Raw genomic sequence first — 25488 nt, 5'->3', positions numbered from 1 at the left:
AGGTGACGCCGCCCACCGCGGCGCCCACCCGCCGAGAGGAGCACCGACGTGAACGACCGTCTGGCCATCGATGAGGTCCGCCCCCTCGTCTCCTGCGGGAGGTTCCCGTCCAAGTCCGTGGTCGGGGAGATCCTGCCCGTCTCCGCGATCGTCTGGCGCGAGGGCCACGACGCCCTGTCCGCCAGCCTGGTCGTCCGCCGACCCGGCGGCGCGTCCTCCCGCACCACGATGGTGCCCGGCACCGAGCCGGACACCGTCCACGCGCTGCTGCCCACGGATGTGGCGGGGATGTGGTCGTTCCGGGTGGAGGCGTGGTCCGACCCGTTCGCCACGTGGCGCAGCGGCATCGTCAAGAAGATGGCCGCGGGCCTGGACTCGGGCGAGCTGGGCAACGAGTTCGAGGTGGGCGCCCGCGTGCTCGACACCGCGATCGCCCGGGCGACGGTCGCCGGCGCCGCCGCCCGGGTCGACCTGCTGACCGGGGCTGCCGCCGCGCTGCGCGGCCCGGGCGACGCGGCCACCCGGACCGCCCCGGCGCTGTCGGACGAGGTCGCGGCCGCGCTGGCCGCCGATCCCGTCCGCGAACTCGTGACCGTGGGTCAGACCCACCGCGTGTGGGTGGACCGTCGCGAGGCGCAGTTCAGCTCCTGGTACGAGTTCTTCCCCCGCTCCACCGGCGGGTGGGACGACGAGGGCCGTCCCATCCACGGGACGTTCACCACCTCGCGCTCCTACGTCGATCACGCGGCCGACCTCGGGTTCGACGTCGTGTACCTGCCGCCGATCCACCCCATCGGCGAGATCAACCGCAAGGGCCGCAACAACACCCTGACCCCCGGGCCCGACGACGTCGGGTCACCGTGGGCCATCGGCTCCGCCGAGGGCGGACACGACGCGGTCCACCCCGACCTCGGCACCGTCGACGACTTCCGGGACCTGGTGACCTACGCCGGGGAGCGCGGCGTCGAGGTCGCACTGGACCTTGCCCTGCAGTGCGCGCCCGACCACCCGTGGGCCGCCGAACACCCCGAGTGGTTCACCGTGCTGCCCGACGGGCACATCGCCTATGCCGAGAACCCGCCCAAGAAGTACCAGGACATCTACCCGGTCAACTTCGACACCGACCCCGAGGGCATCTACGCCGAGGTGCTGCGTGTCGTCCGGCTGTGGACGTCCCTCGGGGTACGGATCTTCCGGGTGGACAACCCGCACACCAAGCCGGCCGACTTCTGGAACCGCCTCATCAGCGAGGTGAAGCGGACCGAGCCGGACGTGCTGTTCCTGGCGGAGGCCTTCACCCGGCCGGCCCGGCTGTTCGGACTGGCCAAGCGCGGGTTCTCGCAGTCCTACACCTACTTCACGTGGAAGACCACGAAGGCCGAGTTGATGGAGTTCTGCGAGCAGTTGCTAGCCCACGTCGACGAGGCCCGCCCCAACATGTTCACCAACACCCCGGACATCCTCCACGAGTCGCTCCAACGTGGCGGCCCGGCGATGTTCGCGATCCGGGCGGTGCTCGCCGCGACGCTCTCGCCCGCGTGGGGCGTGTACTCCGGCTACGAGCTCTACGAATGGCAGCCCGTCGCCGACGGCAGCGAGGAGTACCTCGACTCGGAGAAGTACGAGCTGCGGCCCCGTGACTTCGCCGCCGCGGAGGCCGCCGGGCAGTCGCTCGCCCCGTGGCTGCGCACCCTCAACCGGGTCCGCCGCGAGCACCCCGCCCTGCAGCAGCTGCGCACCCTGACGTTCCACGACGTGGACAACGACCAGATCATCGCCTACTCCAAGGTCGACCCGGCCACCGGAGACTGCGTTCTCACGGTGGTCTCCCTGGACTCCCTCGGCGTCCAGGAGGGCACCCTCCACCTCGACATGGCGGCCCTGGGGTACGACGCCGACGCCCGGTTCAGCGTCCGCGACGAGGTGACGGGCTCCGAGTTCCACTGGGGGTCGAGCAACTACGTCCGGCTCGAGCCGTGGACCGCCGTCGCACACATCATCGCGATCCCGCCCTGCGACGAAGCACGTAGGGTCGAACAGTCCTACCGCACGCACACCGTGGATTGAGGCGAACGGCCATGGCACAGCACAAGAAGAAGGACCGCTCCACCGACCGGCTCCAGCCGGAGCAGACCTCGTCGTCGTCGCCCTCGTCGTCGTCGCCGCCGTCTTCATCACCGCCGTCACCGCCGTCACCGACACCGCCCGCGCCGGCCACGGCGCCCGTCGCGTCCCCCGGGCCCGTCACTCCCACGGAACCGACGCCGATCCCGCACGACGTCCTCGGCCGGCTCCGGTCCGGTACCCACCACGACCCGCACTCCGTCTACGGCGCGCACCGCGACGGCGACGGCTCGGTCGTCCGCACCGTCCAGCCGGGCGCGGTGGAGGTGGAGATCGTGTTCGACGACCGCACCGTCCCCATGACCCCGGTCGGCGACGGACTGTTCCACGCGGCGGTGCCCGAGACGGAGGTGCCCGACTACCGTTTCCGGGTCCGCTACCCCGACGGCCACACGCGCACCGTCGCGGACGGCTACCGCTTCCTCCCGACGCTGGGCGAGGTCGACCTGCACCTCATCGGCGAAGGGCGCCACGAACGACTGTGGGATGTCCTCGGCGCCCACGTGCGCACCTACGAGACCGCGGGCGGACCGGTCACCGGCACGTCATTCGCCGTGTGGGCGCCCAACGCCCGCGGGATGAGCGTCGTCGGCGACTTCTGCGGATGGAATCCCACCGCGCTGCCCATGCGCTCGATCGGGTCCTCCGGGGTGTGGGAGTTGTTCGTCCCCGACGTCGCCGACGGCGCCGTCTACAAGTACTGCGTCCGCGGGGCCGACGGCCGGACCATCGACCACGCCGACCCCATGGCGGTGGCCACCGAGGTGCCGCCCTCGACCGGGTCGAAGGTGTTCACCTCCGGCTACGAGTGGAACGACGACGAGTGGATCGCCGCCCGCGCGACCCGCGACCACTCGCACTCCCCGATGACCGTCCTCGAGGTCCACGTCGGCTCCTGGCGGCCCGGCCTCGACTACCGCGAGTTCGCGCACGAACTCGCCGACCACATCATCGAGACCGGGTTCACCCACGTGGAGTTGATGCCGGTCGCCGAGCACCCCTTCGGCGGCTCGTGGGGCTACCAGGTCTCGTCGTACTTCGCCCCGACCAGCCGGTTCGGCACCCCGGACGACCTGCGCTACGTCATCGATCACCTCCACTCCCGCGGTATCGGAGTCCTGGTGGACTGGGTACCCGCCCACTTCCCCAAGGACGAGTGGTCGCTCGGCCGGTTCGACGGCACCCCGCTCTACGAGCACGCCGACCCCCGACGCGGCGAACAGCCCGACTGGGGCACCTACGTCTTCGACTTCGGCCGCCACGAGGTGCGCAACTTCCTCGTCGCCAACGCCCTGTACTGGGCCGAGGAGTTCCACATCGACGGACTGCGGGTGGACGCCGTGGCCTCGATGCTCTACCTCGACTACTCCCGCGAGGCCGGCGAGTGGACCCCTAACATCCACGGTGGACGGGAGAACCTCGAGGCCATCTCGTTCCTCCAGGAGGTCAACGCCACCTTGGCCCGGGAGCACCCCGGTTTCCTCACCGTGGCCGAGGAGTCCACGTCCTGGGGCGGCGTCACGTCGCCCACCTACACGGGCGGCCTCGGGTTCTCCATGAAGTGGAACATGGGCTGGATGAACGACACCCTGCGCTACGTGGGGCTCGACCCGATCTACCGCGGTTTCCACCACGGCGAGATCACCTTCTCGATGATGTACGCCTGGAGCGAGCGCTTCGTCCTCCCCCTGAGCCACGACGAGGTGGTCCACGGCAAGGGATCGATGTGGGAGCGTATGCCCGGCACCTCGTGGGACCGTGCGGCCGGCATCCGCAGCCTGTACGCCTACATGTGGGCGCACCCCGGCAAGAAGCTGCTCTTCCAGGGCCTCGAGTTCGGGCAGACCACCGAGTGGGACGCCGACAAGGGTGTCGCCTGGGAGAATCTCGAGGGCTGGGAGGGCGAGTATCACCGTGGCATCCTCGCCTGCGTGCGGGACCTCAACGCCCGCTACGCCGACAATCCCGGCCTGTGGTCGCTCGACGACGACCCCTCCGGCTTCTCGTGGATCGACGCCAACGACGCCGCCCACAACACGCTGTCCTTCCTGCGGACCGACCACGCCGGCAACACCGTCGCGTGCGTGGTCAACTTCTCCGGCGCCGCACTCGGCGATTACCGCATCGGGCTCCCCGAGGACGGGTACTGGGAGGAGATCCTCAACACCGACGCCTCGGCCTACGAGGGCTCGGGCGCGGGCAACCTCGGCGGTGTCCACGCCGAGCCGGCACCCCACCACGGACGGCCCTATTCCGCGGCGATCACGGTCGGCCCCCGCGCCACCGTGTGGTTCCGACACGCGGCACCGACGACGACGGAGATCGCGGGCGCCTGAGCGGCCGGGAGCCGAGCGTCAGTAGAGCGCGCTCGCGAGGTCCCGGCGCGCGGCCAGCACGCGTGCATCGTCCACCGGCAGCGCCTCGAGGAGCTCGAGCAGGCGCGCACGCAACGTGGCCCGCTCGTCACCACCGTGGACACGGATCGCGTTCACCAGCGTCGCGAACGCGGCCTCGTACTCGCCGCCCACCAGGGCGGCGTCGGCGGCCCGCAGGGCGTCGGGGACGGACCCCTCGCCCGTGTCGGCCGCCTCCACCGAGCGGCGAGAGGCCTGGACGTAGCGCAGCGCCTCCACCAGGGAGTGCTCTCCCGGGCGGGAGTCCACGAGCGCCGTGAAGCGCTCCTCCGCGGCCGCCAGGTCGCCCTCGGCGAGCGCGTCCTCGGCGGCATCCCGCTCGGGGTCGGTGGGCTCCTCCGGCTCCACGTCGTCGGTGTCCGGTGCGGGCCCACCCAACTTGCCCTCGGTCGCCCGGAGCACGGCCGCGAGCCACTGACGTAGGGCCTCCTCCGGCTGCTCACCCTCGAAGTCGGCGAGCGGGCGGCCCGCCGCCACCGCGTACACGGTCGGCACCGCCCGGGCCTGCAGCGCCTGCGCGATGCCCGGGGAGACGTCGACGTCGACGGTCGCATGGACCCACTGACCGCCGGCCTCCATCGCCAGTGCGTCCAGCAGGCTGGTCAGCGCGGTCGGCGCCCGCTGGGACACCAGCTCGAGGATCACGGGAACCTGGGCGGACCGGGCCAGGACCTCCTGCTCGAAGGAGGCCTCGTCCACCTCCACCAGGACCGCCGGACCGGAGCCCGGCGGCGGGCCGCCCTGCCCCGGGGCGCGACCGGTCTCGGTCGCGCCCCGGCGGGTCTCGGCCCGCTTCTTCAGACCGGACAGGTCGACGGCGCCTGCGAGCGACGCCGCGAGCTTCTGTTCGGCGGCGGACGGGGGTCGGTTACCTGGTCTCGTCACGGCTCCGATCCTGCCACGACGGGCGCGCGGGGGTGTCAGCCGGCCGCGGGCACCCGGATGATCAGGGCGTCACCCTGGCCGCCGCCGCCGCACAGGGCAGCCGCTCCGAGCCCGCCGCCGCGGCGTGCGAGCTCGAGGGCCAGGGTCAGCACCACGCGGTTGCCGGACACCCCGATCGGGTGACCGATCGAGATGGCGCCGCCGTTCACGTTCACCTTGTCGGGGGTCAGGTCGAGCATGCGGGTCGAGTGCAGTCCGACGGAGGCGAAGGCCTCGTTGAACTCGAACAGGTCGATGTCGGAGACGTCGACTCCCGCCCGCTCGCACGCGTTCAGCACCGCGTCGGCGGGCTGGTGCTGGAGGGTCGAGTCGGGGCCCGCGACGGTGCCGTAGCCGACGATCTCGGCGAGCACGGGCCAGCCCTCGGCCTCGGCACGGGCCGCGGACGTGATGATGGTCGCCGAGGCGCCGTCCGAGATCTGCGACGACGAACCGGCGGTGATGGTCCCGTCCTTCGAGAAGGCCGGACGGAGCTTGCTCATCGACTCGGGGGTCGAGTCGGCGCGCACGCCCTCGTCGGTGTCCACGACGGTGTCGCCCTTGCGGCCCTTGACCGTCACCGGCACGATCTCGTCGGCGAACCGCCCCTCCTTCGCTGCCGCGGCCGCGCGCTGGTGGGAGATCGCCGCGAACTCGTCCTGGTGCTCACGGGTGATCTCCAGCTCGACGTTGCGCGCCTCCGTGAGCGCACCCATCGGCTGGTCGGTCGGAACGTCGTGCAGGCCGTCGTACGCCATGTGATCGAGCACCTCGATCGAGCCGTACTTGTACCCGCTGCGACTCTTGGGAAGCAGGTGCGGGGCCTGGGACATCGACTCCTGACCGCCGGCCACGACGACCTCGGAGTAGCCGGATCGGATCGCCTGGTCCGCCAGGGCGATCGCCGTCAGGCCGGACAGACACATCTTGTTGATGCTCAGGGCGTCGACACGCTTGGGCAGACCTGCGGCGAGCGAGGCCTGCCGCGCGGGCATCTGGCCGTTTCCGGCCGAGAGCACCTGCCCCATGATGACCTGGTCGACGGCCTCCGGGGACACACCGCCCCGCTCGAGGGCCGCACTGATCGCGATGCCGCCCAGCTCCGGGGCGGACAGCGAGGACAGTCCGCCCTGGAGCCGGCCGAAGGGGGTGCGGGCGCCGGAGACGATGACGGTACGGGTGGGGTCGGCGGTCATGGGACACCTTCCGATGGAGGGGATGAGACTGTGGGGCCAAACTACCGCGAGTGGGGACCGACTAGCGTGGGAGGTATGACGACTACCCCAGCAGGCCAGCCCCTCCTCCTCTCCGAGCTCGTCGTGGCGATCGACCACGTCGGCGTCGCGGTCCCCGACTTCGACGCCGCCGTGGCCTGGTATCGCGACAACCTGGGAATGGAGAATCTCCACGAGGAGGTGAACGAGGAGCAGGGCGTGCGCGAGGCGATGCTCGGCTCCCCCCGTCGTCCCGATGGCAGCGCCCTGTTGCAGATCCTCGCGCCCCTGGACGAGTCCTCCACGATCGCCAAGTTCATCGACCGCAACGGCCCCGGCATCCAGCAGATGGCCGTCCGCGTGACCGACATCGACGCGATCACCGCCCATCTCACGGGCCGGGGCGTCAGGGTCCTCTACCCGGCACCCAAGAGGGGCACCGCGGACTCGCGGATCAACTTCGTCCACCCCAAGGACGCGGGCGGCGTGCTCCTTGAGCTCGTCGAGCCGGCCGACGGGCAGCACTAGTCGCTCGCCCGGCTCCCGCCGCTAGGGTGGGGACATGTCGAGCATGCACACGTCACCCACCACCGCGGAGTCCTTCGCGGTGGTGCGCAAGGGATTTGACCGTGAGCAGGTGATGGGAGCACTCACCCGTCTCGAGACGGAGACGGGGGTACTGCGCGCTGACCGGGATGCCGCCGTCGCCCGGGCTGAGCGGGCCGCGGCGGACGCAGACCGGGAACGAGCACGGGTGGCACACCTCGAGGCCAGGGTCGCCGAACTCGGTCGGGCTCCCGTGACCAGCGGTCAGATGTCGGACAGGTTGTCGACGATGCTCTCGCTGGCCACCGCCGAAGCGGAGTCCATCCGTGACTCCGCGCACGCCACCGCCGACCGGATTCGCGCGGAGGCCGAGGAGGACGCGTGGCGGCTACGGGAGACCGCGGGCGCCGAATTGGCCGCGGTCCGCAGGAGTGCCGAGGCGGTCCGCACCGAGCACTCGTCCGTCCTCGATGCGGCACGCGCCCGCGCCCGGGAGATCATCCTCGCCGCGGAACGAGAGGCCCGGCGACTGGACGACGAGGCGGCGCGCCGGCGGCACGAGATCGATGAGGACCACCGACTGGCCTCGGATCTACGCCGGAGCGAGGACCTGCGCGCGGCAGCGCAACGCCAGGACGCCTCGCTGGCGGCCGCGGAGTCCACGCGTCGCGAGGCCGAGGAGGAGGCCCGTCGGCTCGTCGACGACGCCCGCCGCCGGGCGGAGCGTCTGGTCTCCCGGGCACGACGGCATGTGGACGACCTGCGCGTGCTCCGCGAGCGTGTGCTGGACGAGCTCGGCGCCATCCGGGCGACACTCGAACCCATCCCCGGGGCGCGCGACGACGGGGAGTACGACCTGCCGGAGGAACCGGACCTCAACTCCAGCGACGGGTGAGCCCCCTCCGGCCACGACCGGACCAGCACCCCGTGTGCCAGTGGCGACGTTCCTCGTCTCCACCGGGACGGTCCGGCCACGCCACGACGTGCGCGGTCCCGGACATCACCAGGTGATCGCAACCGGGGCACCGGTAGTCCTTGCCCGCTCTGGCCCCGGGGATCCGCCGCACGTGGTACGAATCGGGGTCACCGGCCGGCCCGGGTTCGAGCGCCGACCCCCCGAGTCCGTGCCGCGGCGGTAGCGGCCGGTCGGCTTCGCCGCGTCGGTGTCGCCTGGGCATCCCGATGGCCTGCGGTCAGAAGAGTCGGAGATCGGTGGACTCGATCCCGCGCAGCGAGTCGTAGTCCAGGGTCACGCATCGGATCCCGCGGTCCTCGGCAAGCGTGCGCGCCTGGGGCTTGATGATCTGGGCGGCGAAGATCCCACTGACCGGCGCGAGCAACGGGTCGCGGTTGAGCAGTTCCAGATAGCGGGTCAGCTGCTCCACGCCGTCGATCTCACCGCGGCGTTTGATCTCGACGGCGACCGTCGTCCCCGTACCGTCGCGGCCGAGGATGTCGACGGGGCCGATCGCCGTCATGTACTCCCGGCGGACCAGGCTGTACCCCTGCCCGAGCGTCTCGATGTGCTCGGCGAGCAGTTCCTGCAGGTGTGCCTCGACGCCGTCCTTCACCAGTCCCGGGTCCACGCCCAGTTCGTGTCGGGAGTCGTGGTGCACCTCGGCGACGGTGATCCGTAGCTGCTCCCCCGCCTTGTTCTCCACCACCCACAGCTGCTGCTCCGGGTTCTCCGGGTGATCTCCCTCCACGAGGGAACAGGGTGGGGTCATCCAGTTGAGCGGCTTGTAGGCACGGTCGTCCGCGTGGACGCTCACCGACCCGTCGGCCTTGACCAGCAACAACCGCGGGGCCATCGGAAGATGAGCCGTGAGGCGACCGACGTAGTCGACCTGGCACGTGGCTACGACGAGACGCAACGGTTCCTCCTGGGTACGGGCACCGCCCCCGGCACGCGGCGCGGATGGTGTCAGCGGTGGGGACGCCGGGGGCGGACCTGCTCGGTGGAGCAGGCCTCGACCCACGCGAGCATCCCGGTCAGTTTTGCGAGGGCCACGCAGAGTTCACCTTCGACCGGACGGGCGCGGCGGTCGTGTCCGGAGAACGGAACGATCACCTCGCCCTCCTCTGCCACGTCGAGCTCCGGACCGGTGGGCTGTCGACGCGGGCCCAGCACGAGGGTCCGCCGGTCCAACCGCACGTCGGCACCGAACTTCACGCTCAGCAGACGGTATAACGCGACCTCGGTATCCGAGTACCGGACGGCGCCGTATCCCCACGCATCCTCCCCGGCCCTGCGAACGAGGACCGACGTGGAATTACGACGCACGACGACCAGTCGATACACGACGGCCGCGACCACCGGGACGAGCACGAGCAGGATGACGAGCCCGAGAATGATCTCGATGGGAGCCGTCACTCTGCTCATCCCCTTCCGGCGGTCGCGGCCGTGTGTGACGGGCGGACCGTGCGTACTAGGCGCCGGCCTTCTCGATGGCGAGGAGTCGGCCCCGGGCGGTGGCCGCGGCGGAGGCGTCATCGCCGGCCTCGGACAGCTGCCGCTCCGCGGCGGCGCGATCGATCGCGTCCGACCACTCTGCGGACTCCCCGAGGATGCTGACCTTGTTCGCGGTCACCGACAGGAAGCCGCCCTGGACGGCAGCGACCTTGCGCCCCTCGTCCGTGTACACCGTGACGGTACCGGCGGCATCCAGCTCACCGAGCAGAGGCTCGTGACCGGCCTGGATACCGATCTCACCCTCGCTGGTCTTGGCGACCACCATGGATGCGGTCCCGGACCAGAACCTGCGCTCGACGGTGACGAACTCGACTTCGATCTCAGCCATGGACGACCGTCACTTCCCGGAGAGCTTCTTGGCGTTGGCCTCGACATCGTCGAGACCGCCGATGCCGTTGAACGCCTGCTCCGGAAGGTGGTCCAGCTCGCCCTTGCAGAGCTTGTCGAACGCCTCGATGGTGTCCGACAGCGGGACGACCGAACCGACCTGACCGGTGAACTTCTCGGCGACCAGGAAGTTCTGGCCGAGGAAGCGCTCGAGGCGACGGGCACGCTGAACCGTGACCTTGTCCTCCTCGGACAGCTCGTCCATACCGAGGATGGCGATGATGTCTTGGAGTTCCTTGTACTTCTGGAGGATCTGGATGACCTCCTGGGCGACGCGGTAGTGCTCCTCGCCCACGATGCCCGGCTCGAGGATCCGAGAGGTCGAGGTGAGCGGGTCGACGGCCGGGTAGATGCCCTTCGACGCGATGGAGCGGGAGAGCTCCGTGGTGGCGTCGAGGTGGGCGAACGTCGTGGCCGGCGCCGGGTCGGTGTAGTCGTCGGCGGGGACGTAGATCGCCTGCAGCGACGTGATCGAGCGACCACGCGTCGAGGTGATTCGCTCCTGCAGCTGACCCATCTCGTCCGCGAGGGTCGGCTGGTAACCGACGGCGGACGGCATGCGGCCGAGCAGCGTCGAGACCTCGGAACCGGCCTGCGTGAAGCGGAAGATGTTGTCGATGAACAGGAGGACGTCCTGGCCCTGCACGTCGCGGAAGTACTCGGCCATGGTGAGGGCCGAGAGGGCGACGCGCATACGCGTCCCCGGCGGCTCGTCCATCTGACCGAACACCAGGGCGGTGTCCTGGAGGACGCCCATCTCCTCCATCTCGAGGAAGAGGTCGGTGCCCTCACGGGTGCGCTCACCGACGCCGGCGAACACCGACGTACCGGAGAACTCACGCGCGATACGGGTGATCATCTCCTGGATGAGCACCGTCTTGCCGACACCGGCACCACCGAACAGACCGATCTTGCCGCCCTTGACGTACGGGGTCAGCAGGTCGATCACCTTGACGCCGGTCTCGAGGATCTCGGTCTTGCCCTCGAGCTGGTCGAAGGCCGGCGGCTCGCGGTGAATACCCCACTGCTCGCCGTCCCGGCCGGTGCCGGGCGCGTCGAGGCAGTCGCCCAGGGCGTTGAAGACGTGGCCCTTGACGACGTCGCCGACCGGAACCGAGATCGGCTGACCGGAGTCGACCACCTCGGCACCGCGGACGAGTCCGTCGGTGGACTGCATCGAGATGCAGCGCACCATGTTGTCGCCCAGGTGCTGGGCGACCTCGAACGTCACGGTCTTGGCGACCGCCGCGAGGGTGATCTCGGCGGTGAGGGCGTTGAAGAGGGCCGGGAGGGCGCCGCGCGGGAACTCCACGTCGACGACCGCACCCAGGACGCGGGCGACCCGACCGGTGAGACCGGCCGTGCCCGTCGTGCTCTGATCGGTAACAGCTGTGGTCATTGCTTAGTCACTTCCTGCGCTAGCGGCGAGCGCACCAGCGCCACCGACAATCTCGCTGATTTCCTGGGTGATCTGTGCCTGGCGTGCCTGGTTCGCCTCGCGGCTCAGGCCCTCCACCAGCTCGGTGGCGTTGTCGGTCGCCGACTTCATGGCGGTCCGTCGTGCCGCCGACTCCGACGCCGCCGCCTCGAGGAGCGAGGCGAAGGCACGGGTCGACATGTACCTCGGGAGGATGTTGTCCAGGAGGGTGTCCGCATCCGGCTCGAAGGAGACCTCCGGCTTGAATTCGGACTCCGACCTGGGGCTGTCGTCCATCATGCCGTCGCCCAGGTCCAGCTCCTCGATCTCGACCTCGGTCTCGATCGGGGCCAGTCGACGCGCCCGCGGGGTCTGCGTGAGCATCGACTTGAACTGGGTGTAGACGATGTGGACCTCGTCGACGCCCTTGCGGGTGGTGTCCGTGCCGTCCCCCTCGAGGAACTCGGAGGCGTCGAACGTCGACTCGCCGCCGGCCTTGAAAGCCGCCGACAGGAGCTGAAACGCCGGACGCGCTTCCTGGTAGTCCGGCTTCTGCGAATGCCCGTGCCAGGCACCGGCGAGCTCGACCTCGCGGAACGTGTAGTACACGATCCCCTTGTTGCCCATCACGTAGATGTCGACCTCACGCCCTTCGCTCTCGAGGTAGGCGATGAGCTCGGCGGCCTCCTTGAGCACGTTGTGGTTGTAACCACCACACATGCCCCGGTCGGAGGTCACCACCAGCACGGCGGACCGCTTCGGGTTCTCCGGCTCGTTGAGCATCGGGTGCTTGAGCGACGAGGCACTCGCGAGATCGGTGAGGATCGCGGTGATCTGGTCCGCGAAGGGCTTGGCCTCCGCGACCCGGGCCTGGGCCTTGGAGATCTGCGAGGTCGCGATCAGCTCCTGGGCCTTGGTGATCTTCTTGGTCGAGTTGACCGACTTGATCCGGTCGCGTAGTTCACGCATGTTGGCCATGGGCGTGGATCACTCTCCTCTCGACCTTGAATCGGATGGCTGTCATCGCAGGCCTCAGGCCTTCTTCTTGGTGACCGTGAGCTTCTCACGATCGATCTCGTCCTCGGACAGCGCCTCGGCCTCGGGCTCGTTGACCACACGGGAACCGTCGGTGGCGACGAAGCCCTCCTTGAACTCGTTGGTCTTGGCCTCGAGGGTCGACTTGGACTCGTCGGAGAGCGCGGCTCCCCCCTCGATCTGGCTGTAGACGTCGGAGGCGGAGTGCCGCAGGGTCTCGAGCAGCTCGCCCTCGAAGCGACGGACGTCCTCGACCGGGACGGAGTCGTAGAAACCCTCACCGGCGAGGTAGATCGAGACGATCTGGTCCTCCACGGCGACCGGCGAGTTCTGGTCCTGCTTGAGGATCTCGACCAGACGCTGGCCACGCTCGAGCTGCGCCTTCGAGGCGGCGTCGAGGTCGGACGCGAACGTCGCGAACGACTCGAGGTCGCGGTACGCGGCCAGGTCCAGACGCAGCGAGCCGGAGACCTTCTTCATGCCCTTGGTCTGCGCGGCACCGCCGACTCGGGAGACGGAGATACCGACGTTGACGGCCGGACGCACACCGCGGTTGAACAGGTCGGACTCGAGGAAGACCTGACCGTCGGTGATCGAGATGACGTTGGTCGGGATGAACGCCGAGACGTCATTGGCCTTGGTCTCGATGATCGGGAGACCCGTCAGCGACCCACCGCCCATCTCGTCCGAGAGCTTGGCGCACCGCTCGAGCAGGCGGGAGTGCAGGTAGAAGACGTCGCCGGGGTACGCCTCGCGACCCGGGGGGCGACGGAGCAGCAGCGAGATCGCGCGGTACGCGTCGGCCTGCTTGGACAGGTCGTCGAACACGACCAGGACGTGCGCACCGTCGTACATCCAGTGCTGCCCGATGGCCGAACCGGTGAACGGCGCGAGCCACTTGAAGCCGGCCGAGTCAGAGGCGGGGGCGGCGACGATGGTGGTGTACTCCATCGCGCCGTTCTCCTCGAGCGTCGCCTTGACACCCGCGATGGTGGAGCCCTTCTGGCCGATCGCGACGTAGATGCACCGGAGCTGCTTGGTCTTGTCGCCCGACTCCCAGTTGGCCTTCTGGTTGAGGATCGCGTCGATGCAGACCGCGGTCTTGCCCGTCTTGCGGTCACCGATGATGAGCTGACGCTGACCGCGACCGATCGGCGTCATGGCGTCGATGGCCTTGATGCCGGTCTGCATGGGCTCCTCGACCGGCTGGCGCTCCAGAACGGACGGCGCCTGCAGCTCGAGGGCGCGGGTGCCTTCCGACTCGATGTCGCCGAGGCCGTCGATGGGCTGCCCGAGCGGGTTGACGACGCGACCGAGGAAGCCGTCGCCGACCGGAACGGAGAGGACCTCCCCGGTGCGACGCACCTCCTGGCCCTGGGCGATCTCATCGAAGTTGCCGAGCACGACCGCACCGATCTCGCGGTCCTCGAGGTTCAGTGCGACGCCGAGGATGCCGCCCGGGAACTCCAGCAGCTCGTTGGCCATCGCGGACGGGAGTCCGCTGATGTGGGCGATACCGTCGCCCGTGTCGGTGACGATTCCGACCTCCTCGCGCGACGCCTCGTTGGAGACCGTCGAGGTGTAATTCGCAATCGCACTGCGGATCTCGTCGGAGGAGATAGTCAGCTCCGCCATGTCATTCCTGCTCTCACTAAGTGTGGTCTGGATGTGTCTTGTCAGGTGAGCATCGACCGAGTGCGACCGTTGCTCGTCGGGTGTCGAGGCCTAGGGAAGCGCCCGTCGTACGGCCGAGAGCCGCCCGGCGACGGAACCGTCGATGATCTCGTCACCGACGCGGATCACCATGCCGCCGAGGACCGCTTGGTCGACCTGGACGTGGACCGCCATCTCCCGTCCGTAGATCTCGGCGAGCTTGCCCTCGAGTGCGGCCCGCTGCTCGGTGGTGAGTTCCGTGGCACTGGTGACCACGGCCACCGACTGTCCCTGGAGTTCGGCCGCCTGCCTGGACAGCGCGTCCAGATCGTCGGCGGGCATGGCGTCCGGCCGGGCGATCGCCTGCCCGGCGAGCGCCTCGGTGACCGCGGTCACCTTGCCGTAGAGGACATGACCGAGGAGTGCGCGCTTGGACTCCGTGGTGGTCGTGCGGTCGGACAGAGCCTGCTCGAACTCCGCGTCGCCCGCGACGATGCGGCCCAATCTGAACAGTTCGTCCTCGACCGTCCCGAGCTGACCCTGCTCCCGGGCCGAGAGCAGGAGCGCTTCCCGGCCGAGGGTGACGAGGCCCTCACGGAGATCCCGCGGGGTGGACCAGGACAGTGCGACCGCAGCAAGCACGACCGCGAGGGTCGACTCGTCGATCTTCCAGCCGAACACCGAACGGGCGAGGTCCTCGCGGGCCTCGACCGGTGCGGACGAGTCCGCGACGGCGACACGCAGGGAGCGGTCACCCTCCAGGACGTCGACGACCCGGAAGAGCTCGGCACCGACCTTGGCGCCCGTGGCGCCCCCGGCCGGGTTCGCGGAGAGCGTGGACTGCAGGACCGACCGGGACTGCTCGAGGGCGTCGCGGCTTGCTGCGTGCATAGTCTGCTTCTTCCTTACTTCTGGCCCGCCCCGGCGACCTTGTCCAGGTCGGCGAGGAAACGGTCGATGGTGCCCGAACGGCGGACCGGATCGGACAGCTGCTCACCCATGAGCCGCTCGGCGAGCTCGACCGACTGGCGTCCGAGGTCGCCACGGAGCTCCGTGACGATCTGCTGACGCTGCGCGGCGAGCTGCTGCTGCCCGGCGGCGACGATGCGGTCGCTCTCGGCCTGGGCCTCCGCCTTCATGTCGGCGAGGATCTGCTGCCCCTGCGCACGCGCGTCGTCGCGGATCTTCGCGGCTTCGCCACGCGCCTCGGCGAGCTGGGCGTTGTACTTGTTCAGGGCCGCCTTCGCCTCGGCCTGTGCGGCCTCCGCCTTCTCGATGCCGCCCTCGATGCGCTGGGTGCGCTCGTCCAGGACCCGCTTGAACATCGGGAGGACGAACTTCCAGAACACGAACAGGACGACAGCGAACGGGATCAGCGACCAGACGATGTCGTACAGCGCCGGCGAGAGGACGTTGGGCGTCTCCTCCAGCGGGAGCCCCTCGGTCTCGCTCGCGGCGAGAATGTGGATCGGATTCATGTCGTTGACCTTCGCCAGCCGGCGATCAGAAAATGAAGCCGGTGACGATACCGATGAGCGCCAGGGCCTCGGTGAAGGCGATGCCCAGGAACATCGTGGTGCGCAGCTGGCCGGCCATCTCGGGCTGGCGGGCCATGCCCTCGATCGCCTTGCCGACGACGATGCCGATGCCGATGCCGGGGCCGATCGCGGCGAGGCCGTAGCCGATGGCGCCGTAACCGCGGGCGGTCGTCTCGGTTGCCTGGGCGAGAGTGACGATATCCATGTGGGTTTCCGTTCCCTTTCAGATGGCCGGTGCGGGATGTCCGCACTCGGTCGTCGGTGTGGTCTGGGTGTCCCGGCGCTCGCGGCGCCGGAAGTCTTTTAGTGACTGTCGGCGTGCAACGACAGGTCGATGTACACCGCGGTGAGCAGCGCGAAGATGTACGCCTGCAGGAAGATCACCAGCAGCTCGAAGAACGTGAACGCCACCGACACGATGATGGTCACGAGGCTGACCGCGGTCCACCCGTTGAACTGCCAGAAGAAGAAGTTCGTGGCGGAGAACAGCAGCACGATCATGATGTGCCCGGCCAGCATGTTGGCCATCAGACGGATGGTCAGCGTGGCCGGCCGCAGGATGAAGGTCGACACGAACTCGATCGGCACGACCAGCAGGTGCAGCGCCGGGGGAAGGTTCGGCACGACGACCGACTTGCCCACGAAGGAGAAGAAGCCGTACTTCTTGGCTCCCGCATAGATGAAGACCACATACGCGACCGCGGCCATGACCAGCGGCATGCCGATCCGCGCGTTGGGCGAGATGTTGAAGCCCGGGATCACGGCGGGCAGGTTCATGAACAGCGTGAGGAAGAAGATCGTCGCGATGACCGGGAGGAACCGGTCACCGTCCTTCTTCCCGATGATCTCGTCCGAGATGTTGTTCTTGACGAAGTCCAGCGCGATCTCGCCGACGTTCTGCAGTCCGCGCGGCACGACGGCCGACCGGCGCATCGCCAGGTAGAACAGCACCGCGACGACGGCCGCCGCGATCAGCCGGATGATCATCAGCCGGTCCAGAGCGAACGGAGTCCCCTCGAAGAGCACGGCCGGCGGGAAGAAGTCATTTAGTGACGGCGGATGGAACTCGCCCTTGAATGCCAGCAGTGACGTGCTCAGCGCTCTCTCCCCTGTTCGGGCCGCCTGCAGAGACGGTGGTCATGTCCAGTGTTTCGTTCCGACCTGCGGAACCCGGGAGGGCCCGGGGATTCTCGCGGCGTGTACCGCCGCGCCCTTTTCCGGTTTCCCTCCGCAGAGCATCGTAGCAAAGGCCATCCCCTGCGGACCCCTGGGGGCACCTCACGCCGTTATCAGCTCCACATCTTTCCGAAACCAGTCCGTGACCGATCGGGAGTGCCGGAAAATCCCAGCTCAGGGCTCCACGTACGGGGCGCGCGTGCGCAGAATGGCCACCGTCTCCGACGCGAGGACCACGACCATGGCCACGACGATGGTCGTGGCGAACGCGGGCTTGGAGTAGAAGTCGAGCGGCTTGAGAGCCGCGACGACCCCGATCGCCACAATGAGCTTGAGGAGCCACGTTCCCAACAGGACGGCTCCGGTCACCTGGGGTGAGGTTCGGGCCGTGGCGATCACCACCACCGCGGTGAGGAGGACGAACACGCCACCGATCGCGGCCCCGAGCAGGGCGCCCCACAGGCCGGAGCGACCATCCACCGCCCACCACAGCCCTGCGCTGATCACCATGAGCACGGCGAGCGCGGCGGCGCCGAGGGTCACCGCCCTGCGTAGTCCGATGGTGTGGGCGCTCTCGACCTGGTGTCCGGGGGCGTCGTGTCCGGGGGTGTCGTCCATACCCCGCAGCCTAGTCGCCCGGGGATCGGGGCCCGTCGGCCGTCCGGTGCTTCCCGCGCGAACTGCGGAGGCGAGGGACGAGGGTCGCCGCCAGGACGGAGAGGAGACCGGCCGCGATCGCGGGGACGATCACCTCGGTGGGCAGCATCGTCGCCCCGACGGCCCCGAACGCGATGAGGGAGACCCACGCGTAGATGACCAGCGCGACCCTCCGGTGGGAGTGCCCCAGCGCGAGCAGCCGGTGGTGCAGGTGCATCTTGTCGGGTGCGAAGGGGCTACGGCCGGCCCCGACCCGCCGCACCACCGCCATGACCAGGTCGAGCATCGGCACGAACATCGCGGCCGCGACCACGATCACCGGCGAGAGCAGGACGATCATGTCCTGGGGCCCGTACAGGCTCTGCGAGATCTTCCCGGAGGCGCTCGTCGAGGCCGCGGCGAGGACCAGTCCGATCAGCATGGACCCGGAGTCGCCCATGAAGATCCGGGCGGGTTGGAAATTGTGGGGCAGGAACCCGATGAGCGCCCCGGCCAGGACCGCGGTGACCAGTGCCGGCGGGTAGGCCCCGACGGTCCCGCCCTGGTCCAGCATGATGCCCACGGAGAACACGCAGATCGCCGTGGCCGCGATGGCCCCGAGTCCGGCGGCGAGCCCGTCGAGTCCGTCCACGAAGTTCATCGCGTTGACGATCGTCAGTGTGAACACGACCGTGAGCAGTCCGGCCTGGAGCTGGTCGAGGACGAGGATGTTGCCGTCCCCGAAGGGGATGTACAGCAGCGTCCACGACACGCCCATCGCGACCAGGACCCCGGCCGCGGCGGCCTGGCCCGCGAGTTTGGTGACGGCCCCGAGCCCGAGGATGTCGTCCACGATCCCCACCAGCACGATCACCCCGCCGGCGACGATGGTGGCCTCCACGTCGGGGGCGAAGGGCGGGAAGGCCCGGTTCAGGGCCGGCAGCTGCGCGGCGAGGTAGACGGCGATGAGCATCCCGGTGAAGATGCCCACCCCGCCGAGCCGGGGGGTGGGGACCTGGTGCACGTCCCGCTCCCGCGGGTAGGCGAGCCCGCCGATCGCGGGTGCCACTCCCCTGACCAGACCGGTGACGACGAAGGTGACCAGTCCGGCGGTGACCGCGATGAGCAGCAGCTCCCGGAACGGGACCCCGGCACCCATGGTTCAGCCGTGCAGGACCGCGGGGTCGACGCCGAGGACCTCTCCCACGCGCTCGGCGGTCACCGCGCCCTCGCGGACGATGCGCGGACCGGGCCCGGTGAGGTCGACGATCGTCGAGGGCTGGCCGATCGCACACGGGCCGCCGTCGAGGTACACGGCCACCGAGTCGCCGAGCTGCTCCCGGGCCTGGGCCACGGTGGTGGCCGGCGGTTGACCGGAGACGTTGGCACTGGACACCGCGAGCGGGCCGACCTCGCGCAGGAGTTCGATGGCGACGGGGTGCAGCGGCATCCGGAGCATGACCGTGCCGCGGGTCTGGCCGAGGTCCCAGCCCAGGGACGGTGCCTGGTGCACGATGAGACTCAAGCCCCCCGGCCAGAAGGCGCGGATGAGGTCGCGGGCGGCGGCCGGGGTGCTCACGACGAGGCCGTCGATGGTCTCCCACGAGCCGACCAGGACCGGCACCGGCATGTCCGGGCCACGGCGCTTGGCGGACAGCAGCGAGACCACCGCGTCCGGGTCGAAGGCATCGGCGGCGATGCCGTAGAGCGTGTCGGTGGGGGTCACGACCAGCCGGCCCGAGCGCAGGGCGCCGGCAGCGGAACTGAGACCGACCTCGCGGCCGGTGTCCTCGGTGCAGTCGTAGGTGATGGTCACCGGGTGGTCCCCTTCCGGACTGTCGTGTCGACCTTGTCGTCGTCGTCGTGTGTGTCGTCGTGGCCCGCGTCGAGTCGCGTCGCGGTGACGAATCGCGGTCGGCCGGCGAGGTCGGTGTGCTGCTCCACGGTACCGAAGCCCCCCTGCGCGGCCACGACCGCGGCGACCGCGGCGCCGGTGGTGTCGTCGTGCTCGACGGCGAGGTGCCCTCCCGGGACGAGGAGGGCGGCGGCCACGCCGACGAGGGGGGTGACGACGACGAGGCCGTCCCGTCCCCCGAACAGCGCCGTCGCCGGCTCGTGCGCGAGGACGTCGGCGGGGAGATCATCGGTGACCGGGATGTACGGGGGGTTGGACACCACAGCGGCGGCGCTGCCCCGCAGGTGCGAGAAGACGTCGGCGTCGGTGGCGTCGGCGTGGTGGACCTCGATCGGGGTGTCCCCGGCGGCGGCGCGCTCGGCGGCGTTGCGGCGCAGCCACTCCAGCGCGGCCTCGTACAGTTCGACGGCGTGGACGCGGGCGTCGGGCCGGGCGTGGGCGATCTCCAACGCGAGGGTGCCGCTGCCGGCGCAGAGGTCCACCACGACCGGGCCGGGGCCGGGGCCCGGTGCGGGCAGGGCCGCGAGCGTCGACTCGACCAGCAACTCGGTCTCCGGTCGCGGGATGAACACCCCCGGCCCGACGGCCAACTCGAGCCGTCCGGAGACCGCGCGGCCGAGCAGGTACTGCAGGGGGGTCCGGTCGCGGGCGCGGGCGGCGACGATCCGCTCGACCTCGCTCACCGCGGCGGCGTCGAGGTCGTCGGCGAGCATGAGCCGGGTGCGGTCGATGCCGAGCACGTGCGCACAGATGAGCTGGGCCTCGACGTGCGCGGAGTCGACGCCCGCCGCACCGAGCGCCTGCGCGGCCGAGCGCACGACCCCGGTCACCCCGGCCGGGCGCGGGTTCATGGACTAGGCCTCTTCCATTCGTCGCCGCCGTTCCTCGGTGGCGAGGGCGTCGAGCACCGCGTCGAGGTCCCCGTCGAGCACCGCGTCGAGGTTGTGCGCCTTGAACCCCACCCGGTGGTCGGCGATGCGGTTCTCCGGGAAGTTGTAGGTGCGGATGCGCTCCGACCGGTCGACGGTGCGGACCTGGGTGGCCCGGCCTTCAGACGCCTCGGCGTTGGCGGCCTCCTCGGCGGCGGCCTGGAGTCGCGCCGCGAGCACCTGTAGCGCGCGTTGCTTGTTCTGCAGCTGACTGCGTTCGTTCTGACACGTGACGACCGTGCCGGTGGGCAGGTGGGTGATCCGCACCGCGGAGTCGGTGGTGTTGACGCCCTGCCCGCCCTTGCCGGATGAGCGGTAGACGTCGATGCGCAGGTCGGACTCGTCGATCTCGACCGGACCCACGTCCTCGGGCTCCGGGTAGACGAACACGCCCGCGGCCGAGGTGTGGACCCGGCCCTGGGACTCGGTGACCGGCACCCGCTGGACCCGGTGCACCCCGCCCTCGAACTTGAGGCGGGACCACACCCCGTCGCGAGACGGCTGGCGAGCCCGGATGGAGAAGGTCGCGTCCTTGTACCCGCCGAGGTCGGACTCGGTGAGGCCCAGGACCTCGATCACCCATCCGTGTTTCTCGGCGTACCGCGTGTACATGCGGGCGAGGTCGGCGGCGAACAGTGCGGACTCCTCGCCGCCCTCCCCCGACTTGATCTCCATGACCACGTCGTCCGCATCGTGTGGGTCGCGGGGCGCCAGCAGGTCGGCCAAGCGGGTCTCGAGCTCGGCCGCCTCAGCCTCCAGCTCCTCGGCCTCCCCGGCGAACGAGGAATCGTCGCCGGCGAGCTCCCGCGCCGCGGCGGCGTCCTCGCGCGTGGACACCAGCGCACGGTGACACTGCACGATCGGGGTGAGCTCGGCGAAGCGTTTGCCCACCCGGCGGGCGGCGGTGGCGTCCTCGTGCAGAGCGGGGTCGGACAACTGCGTCTCGAGGCCCCCGTACTCGGCCAGGACGTCGTCGATCGAGGACGGCGACCGTCCCTCGCTCCCGGTCACTCCTCGTCCTGCGGCAGGGTGGGCGTCGTCTTGGCCACCTGCAGCAGGAATTCGTAGTTGTTGTTGGTCTTGCGCAACTGCGACATGAGCAGGTCGATGGCCTGGTGGGAGTCCAGCCCCGAGAGCACGCGGCGCAACTTGTGCATGATCCCGGCTTCCTCGGGGGTCATGAGCAGCTCTTCCTTGCGCGTCCCCGAGGGTCCCACGTCGACCGCGGGGAACACCCGCCGCTCGGCGATGCGACGGTCCAGTTTGAGCTCGGCGTTGCCGGTGCCCTTGAACTCCTCGAAGATCACCGTGTCGCCGGCCGAGCCGGTCTCCACCATCGCGGTGGAGATGATCGTCAGCGATCCACCGTTCTCGATGTTGCGCGCCGCGCCGAGGAACCGCTTGGGCGGGTACAGGGCCGTGGAGTCGACGCCGCCGGACAGGATGCGACCCGAGGCGGGCGAGGAGTTGTTGTAGGCGCGGCCGAGTCGCGTGATGGAGTCGAGGAGGACGACGACGTCCTGCCCCATCTCCACCAGACGCTTGGCCCGCTCGATCGCGAGCTCCGCGACCTGGGTGTGGTCCGACGGCGGACGGTCGAAGGTCGAGGCGATGACCTCGCCCTTCACCGAACGCTGCATGTCGGTGACCTCCTCCGGCCGCTCGTCGACGAGGACGACCATGAGGTGGCACTCCGGGTTGTTGACCGCGATCGAGTTGGCGATGTTCTGCAGGATCGTGGTCTTACCGGCCTTGGGCGGGGAGACGATCAGCGCGCGCTGCCCCTTGCCGATCGGCATGATCAGGTCGATCACGCGGGTCGAGATGATGTTCTTCTCGGTCTCGAGGCGCAGTCGCTGGTTGGGGTACAGCGGGGTGAGCTTCGCGAAGTCCGGGCGATTGCGGACCTGGTCCACCGGGCCACCGTTGACGGTGTCGATGCGAACCAGCGGGTTGAACTTCTGACGGTTCTTGCCGCCACCCTGGCCCCCGCCGCCGCCTTGGCCGCCGCCCTGGCCGTCGTTCTGGCCGTCGCGGGGCATCTTCACCGCGCCGGTGATCGCGTCACCGCGACGCAGGCCGTGACGACGGATCATGTTCATGGAGACGTAGACGTCGTTGGGTCCCGCCAGGTAGCCGGACGTGCGGACGAACGCGTAGTTGTCCAGCACGTCGAGGATGCCCGCGACCGGCTGCAGGACGTCGTCGTCCCGCACCTCCGTCTCACCCTCGGCCGGGCGCCCCCCGCCGCGATTGCGCTCGCGGCGCCGGCGGCTGCGACGGCCGCGGCCCCCTCCGTCGTCATCACGGTTCTGACCGTCACCGCGCGGGCCGTTGTCGCCGCCGCCCTGGTCGGACTGGTCGTTGCGTCCGCCCTGCTGATCGCGGTTGCCGCCCTGGTTGCCCTGGTCGTTGCGGCCGCCCTGCTGATCGCGGTTGCGGCCGCCCTGCTGATCCCGGTTCTGCTGGTTGCGCCCCTGACGCTGCCCGCCACCGCGGTTGCCGTCCTCGCGACTGGAGCGGTCCCCCTGGCGACCGGAGTCGGAGTCATCCGACCCGCCCCGGGGGTTCTCCGCACCGCCCCCGGCCCTGTCGCCACGATCCCGTCGGCCGGACTCGGTCGGCGGGGCGGGCGCCCCGCTCCGTGCAGACGCCTCGTCTCGTGCAGACGCCTCATCGCGGTCCGGCGTCTTCTCCGGAGCCGACTCGGCCTTCGCCGCAGGCTCGTCGGCCACCGCGGGTTCGGTTTTCGGGGCGGGCGCGGTCTTCGGGGCGGGCTCACGGGCCGGCGCGGGCCTGCCACCCCGGGCGCCCTCGATCATCGCGACGAGGTCGCCCTTGCGCTTACCCGACAGGCCTTTGAGGCCCATCTGCTGGGCCAGCGACTTGAGGTCGTTGAGGCGCATCGCCGACAGCGAGGCACCCTGTGCTGGCGTGGAAGTGGTGTCCGTCGAGGTCACGGGGATCCTTTCTGGGCCCGGGGCCGGGGCGGTGTACGCCGCCTCGCATCGAGCAGGTGTCCGGGAAGCGGACTCGGCGTCCCGGGGTGGCCGCTGGGGCCTTCCGTGGCGGCAACGTGGCCGGACACGGATCTTTCGTCTGAGGGGGATCCTCGTGAGGGGAGAACCGCTCGATAGTGGGGATCCCTGTACGCCACTCGCCGATCGGCCTGTCCCACCGAGTCCGATCCACACCACACCGACCTGGTGCGGAGGGTGCTGCGAGGATTGACTCGGAATGCTGGGACGACCGGGCGCCCGTGGCTGGGTGCAAGCATACTACTCTGTGGCCGATCGCGCGCAGGTCCCCCTTCCGCGAGTCGCGACTGGCGGTCACCGCGTCGGATGCGGGCGGTAACGTACAGCACACGACAAGGGCCACACGACCTCGGAGGTGACCGTGCTCGGAACGATGCTGGACACGCCACTGCTCGTGTCCCGGATCCTCGAGCACGCGGCGGAACGACACGGTGGGTCCACTGTCACCGGATTCGTCGGCGACCTGGAACCCCGTCCGGTGCGATACGACGTGCTGGCCTCCCGCGCGGCCGCCACCGCGCACGCCCTCGCCGGGCTCGGGGTACGACCCGGCGATGTGGTGGGCATCCTGTCCGGCAGCCGCACCGAGGTCGTCGAGGCGATGTTCGCCCTCCCCGCGATGGGCGCGGTCGCCCTCCCGGTGAACGTCCTCCGATCAGTGGAGTTCATGGTCTCCGTCCTGAGCGACAACCGGGTCGGAGTCGTCCTCGTGGACCCCGAACTGCTCCCCGCGGTCCTCCCGGTGGCCGCACAGGTCGAGTCGCTGCGCCACCTCGTCGTCGTCGACAGTCGGATACCCACCGACTGCGGTGACATCGGCGCGGAGGTCCACGCCCTCGAGGCCCTCCTCGACGGCCAGCCCACCACCTACCCGTGGCCCGACCTCGACGAACGCTCCGCCGCCGCGATCGCCTACACCTCCGGCACCACGGGCGCCTCCAAGGGCGTGGCCTACACCCACAGGTCCATCTGGCTCCACTCGATGCAGATGTCCATGGCCGAGAGCGCCGCCCTGCGCAGTGGCGACACCGTCCTGACGACCGTCCCGATGTATCACGTCATGTCCTGGGGACTGCCGTACGCCGCCTTCATGACCGGCGCCGGCCTCATCACCGCCCGGCCCCGCCCGGGTCGGGTGATCAACACTGGGCACGACATGGCCGACCTCCTCCGCGAGTTCCGGCCGAACAAGATGGCCACCACGCCGGCGACCCTCCAACGACTCCTCCGGCGGCTGGAGACCCACCCGCAGCCGATCGGCCATCTCAGCGAGGTCCTCGTCGGCGGATCACCCGTCCCCGAGGCCCTGTTCGACGCGTTCGTCGAGCGTCACGGGGTCACGATCATGCAGGCCTACGGACTCACCGAGTCCAGCCCCATCGCGACGTTCGCGCGACCGGACCCCCACTCCTCCGCGACCCGGCGACGCGCACAGATGCTCGGTCAGGGACGGTTCCCCGCCGGAGTGAAGGCACGCATCGTGGACGGCGGCCGGGTCCAGCACAACAACGGGTGGTCCGTCGGCGAACTCCAGATCCGCGGCCCGTGGGTGACGGCCCGCTACCTCGGCGACGAGGCCTCCGATCGCTTCGTCGACGGATGGCTACGCACCGGGGACGTGGCCAGCATCTCCCCCAAGGGCTACCTCGACGTGGTGGACCGGGTCGACGACATCATCGCCTCCGGCGGTGAACTGATCTCGACGGTCGAACTCGAACACGCGGTCCTGCTCGACGACCGGGTCGCAGAGGTGGCCGTGGTCGGTGTCCCGGACGAACGCTGGGGCAACCGGCCGCTCGTCCTGGTCCAGCTCAAGACCGGGGCGACCGCGTCCGCCCGCGCCCTCTGGGAGGGTCTCGAGGGCGTCGTGGAGAACTGGAAGCGCCCGGATCACTGGGCTTTCGTCGACCACATCCCGCAGACCACGGTCGGAAAGTTCGACAAGATCAGGATCCGGGCGCGCCACGCCGCGGGCGACTACGAGATCACGACGATCGCCCCGGAGGCGTCCGACTGAATCCCTCCGACGGGGTCTCGAAGGGACGCTCTACCGATCGGACGGGGCGTCG

General features: G+C 69.9%; 24 protein-coding genes. 5 read left to right on the top strand and 19 right to left on the bottom strand.

Annotated elements, in window-relative coordinates; translation table 11 throughout:
• Nucleotides 1–48 precede the first annotated feature (48 nt).
• Nucleotides 49–2067 carry a maltotransferase domain-containing protein gene (locus tag Q2K20_RS06900; RefSeq protein WP_269501149.1) on the top strand — a complete coding sequence of 673 codons (2019 nt, stop codon included), beginning with the start codon at nucleotides 49–51 and terminating at the stop codon, nucleotides 2065–2067.
• Between the two features lie 11 nt (nucleotides 2068–2078).
• On the top strand, nucleotides 2079–4460 hold the full coding sequence (gene glgB, locus Q2K20_RS06895; RefSeq protein ID WP_194307346.1) for a 1,4-alpha-glucan branching protein GlgB: 2382 nt from the start codon (nucleotides 2079–2081) through the stop codon (nucleotides 4458–4460).
• Nucleotides 4461–4478: 18 nt separating this feature from the next.
• Here the strand turns inward: glgB and Q2K20_RS06890 are convergent, their stop codons facing one another.
• Together Q2K20_RS06890 and Q2K20_RS06885 are read right to left on the bottom strand one after the other, a co-directional pair.
• Entirely contained in the window at nucleotides 4479–5423 is a 945-nt protein-coding gene (locus Q2K20_RS06890) for a tetratricopeptide repeat protein (protein ID WP_154827822.1), read from the bottom strand.
• Nucleotides 5424–5458: 35 nt separating this feature from the next.
• On the bottom strand, nucleotides 5459–6658 hold the full coding sequence (locus Q2K20_RS06885) for an acetyl-CoA C-acetyltransferase (RefSeq protein ID WP_163375937.1): 1200 nt from the start codon (nucleotides 6656–6658) through the stop codon (nucleotides 5459–5461).
• Between the two features lie 75 nt (nucleotides 6659–6733).
• Here Q2K20_RS06885 and mce point away from each other — a divergent pair, with 75 nt between their 5' ends.
• Nucleotides 6734–7204, top strand: a complete 471-nt coding sequence (gene mce / locus Q2K20_RS06880) for a methylmalonyl-CoA epimerase (RefSeq protein ID WP_269501140.1) — start codon at nucleotides 6734–6736, stop codon at nucleotides 7202–7204.
• A gap of 34 nt (nucleotides 7205–7238) precedes the next feature.
• Nucleotides 7239–8117, top strand: a complete 879-nt coding sequence (locus Q2K20_RS06875; RefSeq protein ID WP_235027794.1) for a hypothetical protein — start codon at nucleotides 7239–7241, stop codon at nucleotides 8115–8117.
• Here Q2K20_RS06875 and Q2K20_RS06870 read toward each other — a convergent pair.
• The 17 genes from Q2K20_RS06870 to rho form a co-directional block, all read right to left on the bottom strand.
• Nucleotides 8098–8400, bottom strand: coding sequence for an ATP/GTP-binding protein (locus Q2K20_RS06870; RefSeq protein WP_244294106.1), 303 nt, complete (start codon nucleotides 8398–8400; stop codon nucleotides 8098–8100). The two genes, Q2K20_RS06875 and Q2K20_RS06870, sit on opposite strands and share 20 nt — an antisense overlap.
• A 15-nt stretch (nucleotides 8401–8415) precedes the next feature.
• Complete coding sequence (gene nucS, locus Q2K20_RS06865; protein ID WP_154827828.1) at nucleotides 8416–9096, bottom strand: endonuclease NucS; 681 nt, start codon at nucleotides 9094–9096, stop codon at nucleotides 8416–8418.
• Between the two features lie 50 nt (nucleotides 9097–9146).
• On the bottom strand, nucleotides 9147–9605 hold the full coding sequence (locus tag Q2K20_RS06860) for a DUF2550 family protein (protein ID WP_194307303.1): 459 nt from the start codon (nucleotides 9603–9605) through the stop codon (nucleotides 9147–9149).
• A 46-nt stretch (nucleotides 9606–9651) separates the two neighbouring features.
• Nucleotides 9652–10023 carry a F0F1 ATP synthase subunit epsilon gene (locus Q2K20_RS06855; protein WP_067718322.1) on the bottom strand — a complete coding sequence of 124 codons (372 nt, stop codon included), beginning with the start codon at nucleotides 10021–10023 and terminating at the stop codon, nucleotides 9652–9654.
• Nucleotides 10024–10032: 9 nt separating this feature from the next.
• Nucleotides 10033–11481 carry a F0F1 ATP synthase subunit beta gene (gene atpD, locus Q2K20_RS06850; RefSeq protein WP_067718325.1) on the bottom strand — a complete coding sequence of 483 codons (1449 nt, stop codon included), beginning with the start codon at nucleotides 11479–11481 and terminating at the stop codon, nucleotides 10033–10035.
• Between the two features lie 3 nt (nucleotides 11482–11484).
• A complete protein-coding gene (locus tag Q2K20_RS06845; RefSeq protein ID WP_096905258.1) occupies nucleotides 11485–12477 on the bottom strand; it encodes a F0F1 ATP synthase subunit gamma in 993 nt (330 codons plus the stop codon).
• Between the two features lie 54 nt (nucleotides 12478–12531).
• Nucleotides 12532–14169, bottom strand: coding sequence for a F0F1 ATP synthase subunit alpha (atpA, locus tag Q2K20_RS06840; RefSeq protein ID WP_096905257.1), 1638 nt, complete (start codon nucleotides 14167–14169; stop codon nucleotides 12532–12534).
• 90 nt (nucleotides 14170–14259) lie between these two features.
• Nucleotides 14260–15078 (bottom strand): F0F1 ATP synthase subunit delta, encoded by an 819-nt coding sequence (locus tag Q2K20_RS06835; protein ID WP_069389645.1) that lies wholly within the window; start codon nucleotides 15076–15078, stop codon nucleotides 14260–14262.
• 14 nt (nucleotides 15079–15092) lie between these two features.
• Nucleotides 15093–15665, bottom strand: coding sequence for a F0F1 ATP synthase subunit B (locus Q2K20_RS06830; protein ID WP_096905256.1), 573 nt, complete (start codon nucleotides 15663–15665; stop codon nucleotides 15093–15095).
• A gap of 25 nt (nucleotides 15666–15690) precedes the next feature.
• On the bottom strand, nucleotides 15691–15930 hold the full coding sequence (locus Q2K20_RS06825) for an ATP synthase F0 subunit C (protein WP_067718337.1): 240 nt from the start codon (nucleotides 15928–15930) through the stop codon (nucleotides 15691–15693).
• A gap of 98 nt (nucleotides 15931–16028) precedes the next feature.
• The gene (atpB, locus tag Q2K20_RS06820; RefSeq protein WP_235027792.1) at nucleotides 16029–16712 is read right to left on the bottom strand and encodes a F0F1 ATP synthase subunit A; all 684 of its coding nucleotides are present in this window, start codon (nucleotides 16710–16712) and stop codon (nucleotides 16029–16031) included.
• Nucleotides 16713–17075: 363 nt separating this feature from the next.
• Complete coding sequence (locus Q2K20_RS06815; RefSeq protein WP_067718342.1) at nucleotides 17076–17519, bottom strand: hypothetical protein; 444 nt, start codon at nucleotides 17517–17519, stop codon at nucleotides 17076–17078.
• A gap of 10 nt (nucleotides 17520–17529) precedes the next feature.
• Entirely contained in the window at nucleotides 17530–18696 is a 1167-nt protein-coding gene (locus Q2K20_RS06810) for a glycosyltransferase family 4 protein (RefSeq protein WP_067718345.1), read from the bottom strand.
• A 3-nt stretch (nucleotides 18697–18699) separates the two neighbouring features.
• Nucleotides 18700–19353, bottom strand: coding sequence for an L-threonylcarbamoyladenylate synthase (locus Q2K20_RS06805; protein ID WP_159148354.1), 654 nt, complete (start codon nucleotides 19351–19353; stop codon nucleotides 18700–18702).
• Nucleotides 19350–20303 (bottom strand): peptide chain release factor N(5)-glutamine methyltransferase, encoded by a 954-nt coding sequence (prmC, locus tag Q2K20_RS06800; protein WP_269501121.1) that lies wholly within the window; start codon nucleotides 20301–20303, stop codon nucleotides 19350–19352. Before prmC ends, Q2K20_RS06805 begins: the two co-directional genes overlap by 4 nt.
• Nucleotides 20304–20306: 3 nt before the next feature.
• Nucleotides 20307–21392, bottom strand: coding sequence for a peptide chain release factor 1 (gene prfA, locus Q2K20_RS06795; protein WP_067718354.1), 1086 nt, complete (start codon nucleotides 21390–21392; stop codon nucleotides 20307–20309).
• A complete protein-coding gene (gene rho / locus Q2K20_RS06790; protein WP_269501117.1) occupies nucleotides 21389–23341 on the bottom strand; it encodes a transcription termination factor Rho in 1953 nt (650 codons plus the stop codon). The genes prfA and rho overlap by 4 nt, the downstream gene beginning before the upstream one ends.
• 433 nt (nucleotides 23342–23774) lie before the next feature.
• Here rho and Q2K20_RS06785 point away from each other — a divergent pair, with 433 nt between their 5' ends.
• The gene (locus Q2K20_RS06785) at nucleotides 23775–25436 is read left to right on the top strand and encodes a long-chain-fatty-acid--CoA ligase (RefSeq protein WP_269501115.1); all 1662 of its coding nucleotides are present in this window, start codon (nucleotides 23775–23777) and stop codon (nucleotides 25434–25436) included.
• Nucleotides 25437–25488 lie beyond the last annotated feature (52 nt).

Source organism: Dietzia sp. IN118, from assembly GCF_032905965.1.
Lineage (GTDB): Bacteria > Actinomycetota > Actinomycetes > Mycobacteriales > Mycobacteriaceae > Dietzia > Dietzia kunjamensis.
Note: the sequence above shows the minus strand (reverse complement) of the source record. Positions and strands in the feature narration are given on the sequence as shown.

Bases quoted from the DNA above. Each gene is read 5' to 3' on its own strand.
- glgB (WP_194307346.1), top strand. From the start codon at position 2,079: ATGGCACAGCACAAGAAGAAGGACCGCTCCACCGACCGGCTCCAGCCG.
- Q2K20_RS06885 (WP_163375937.1), bottom strand. From the start codon at position 6,658: ATGACCGCCGACCCCACCCGTACCGTCATCGTCTCCGGCGCCCGCACC.
- mce (WP_269501140.1), top strand. From the start codon at position 6,734: ATGACGACTACCCCAGCAGGCCAGCCCCTCCTCCTCTCCGAGCTCGTC.
- Q2K20_RS06875 (WP_235027794.1), top strand. From the start codon at position 7,239: ATGTCGAGCATGCACACGTCACCCACCACCGCGGAGTCCTTCGCGGTG.
- Q2K20_RS06870 (WP_244294106.1), bottom strand. From the start codon at position 8,400: ATGCCCAGGCGACACCGACGCGGCGAAGCCGACCGGCCGCTACCGCCG.
- Q2K20_RS06860 (WP_194307303.1), bottom strand. From the start codon at position 9,605: ATGAGCAGAGTGACGGCTCCCATCGAGATCATTCTCGGGCTCGTCATC.
- Q2K20_RS06855 (WP_067718322.1), bottom strand. From the start codon at position 10,023: ATGGCTGAGATCGAAGTCGAGTTCGTCACCGTCGAGCGCAGGTTCTGG.
- atpD (WP_067718325.1), bottom strand. From the start codon at position 11,481: ATGACCACAGCTGTTACCGATCAGAGCACGACGGGCACGGCCGGTCTC.
- Q2K20_RS06845 (WP_096905258.1), bottom strand. From the start codon at position 12,477: ATGGCCAACATGCGTGAACTACGCGACCGGATCAAGTCGGTCAACTCG.
- atpA (WP_096905257.1), bottom strand. From the start codon at position 14,169: ATGGCGGAGCTGACTATCTCCTCCGACGAGATCCGCAGTGCGATTGCG.
- Q2K20_RS06835 (WP_069389645.1), bottom strand. From the start codon at position 15,078: ATGCACGCAGCAAGCCGCGACGCCCTCGAGCAGTCCCGGTCGGTCCTG.
- Q2K20_RS06830 (WP_096905256.1), bottom strand. From the start codon at position 15,665: ATGAATCCGATCCACATTCTCGCCGCGAGCGAGACCGAGGGGCTCCCG.
- Q2K20_RS06825 (WP_067718337.1), bottom strand. From the start codon at position 15,930: ATGGATATCGTCACTCTCGCCCAGGCAACCGAGACGACCGCCCGCGGT.
- atpB (WP_235027792.1), bottom strand. From the start codon at position 16,712: ATGATCATCCGGCTGATCGCGGCGGCCGTCGTCGCGGTGCTGTTCTAC.
- Q2K20_RS06815 (WP_067718342.1), bottom strand. From the start codon at position 17,519: ATGGACGACACCCCCGGACACGACGCCCCCGGACACCAGGTCGAGAGC.
- Q2K20_RS06810 (WP_067718345.1), bottom strand. From the start codon at position 18,696: ATGGGTGCCGGGGTCCCGTTCCGGGAGCTGCTGCTCATCGCGGTCACC.
- prmC (WP_269501121.1), bottom strand. From the start codon at position 20,303: ATGAACCCGCGCCCGGCCGGGGTGACCGGGGTCGTGCGCTCGGCCGCG.